The organism is Streptomyces sp. NPDC006624, assembly GCF_040611555.1.
Classification (GTDB): Bacteria; Actinomycetota; Actinomycetes; order Streptomycetales; family Streptomycetaceae; genus Streptomyces.
The window spans coordinates 1-1,333 of the sequence record NZ_JBEXOM010000066.1; the positions used below are offsets into that span (position 1 = coordinate 1).

At 67.0% G+C, this 1,333-nt stretch carries 1 protein-coding gene; it reads right to left on the reverse strand.

The genetic code is table 11. From position 1 onward, the window contains the following. Window positions 1–1,333: condensation domain-containing protein (locus tag ABZY20_RS37185; RefSeq protein ID WP_356447951.1), on the reverse strand; the 1,333-nt coding region annotated here is incomplete at both ends.

A 1,333-nucleotide genomic window follows, 5' to 3' on the forward strand; every position in this document is an offset into this window, starting at 1 on the left:
ACGCCGACCACGCTGTCCGGGCCCACGCCCAGCTCGCGCAGCGCATGCGCGGCGCGCTTCGCCCAGGCATCGAGTTCCGCATAGCTAAGCTCGCGCTTCCCATCGGTCGCGGCGATATCGTCCGGCGTGCGCCGAACCTGCGCTTCGAACAACGAATGCACGCTGCGGTCGCGCGGGTAATCCTTGCCGCTGCGGTTCCAGGCCTGCCAGCTCGCCCGCTCGGCCGCTGTCTGCATCGGCAGCCGGTATACCGGCGTCTCCGGCGCGTCCAACGCTGCCGACAGCAAGGTTTCGAAGTGCGCCGACAGCGCTTCCACCGTCGCCGCATCGAACAGCGCCGTCGCGTACTGCCAGCTCAGGCGCATCGCGCCTTCGTGCTCCCACGCCGTGAGTTCGAGGTCGTACTTGGTGGTATCCGCCGCATACGGCAACGCCGTCACCCTCAGCTCCGGCAGTTCCAGACGACGCTGTGCGGTGTTCTGCAGGGTGAACAGGATCTGGAACAGCGGACTGTGGCTGAGGCTGCGCTCCAGCTGCAGGCGCTCCACTACCTGATCGAACGGCACGGCCTGTTGGCCGTAGGCGTCGATCACGGTAGAGCGCGTGTTCGCCAGCAACTCGTCGAAACGCATCGACGGCGCCAGCTTCGTGCGCAGCGCGAGGTTGTTGACGAAGCAGCCGACCAGCGGCTCGACTTCGCGCTGCAGACGACCGGCGACCGGCGTTCCGATCACCACGTCGCGTTGATCGCCGTAGCGGCCGACCAGCAGCGCCAGCACCGACTCCAGCAGCATGAACGGGGTGACGTCGCGGGCTTGGCAGAACACGCGCACGCGCTGCATCAACTCCGGCGAAAGCTCGCTGCGATGGTTCGCCCCCTGCGCCGACATCTGCGCCGGGCGCGGGCGGTCGCTCGGTAACGTGGTCAGTTCCGGCGCCGAGGCCAGTTGTTGCGACCAATAGTCGAGGCCGTCGGCCAGCGTCTTGACCTGTGCCTGTTGCCACAGCGCGTAGTCGGCGTATTGCACCGGCAGCGCCGGCAGCGACGCGGGCTGGCCTTGGCTGTGAGCCGCGTACAGCGCGCCGAACTCTTCGACCAGCACGTCCATCGACCAGCCATCGGCGGCGATGTGGTGCAGGGTCAGGATCAGCACGTGCTCTTCGTCGCCCAGCGCGATCAGCGTCGTGCGCAGCATCGGATCGCGGCTAAGGTCGATGGGATTGGCGCCTTCTTCGGCGAGCGCACGATCCAATTCAGAGGATCGCTGCGACGGATCCAGTCCGGACCAGTCGACTTGCGAAATCGAAGCGACGGCATCGGGCTGTATCCGCT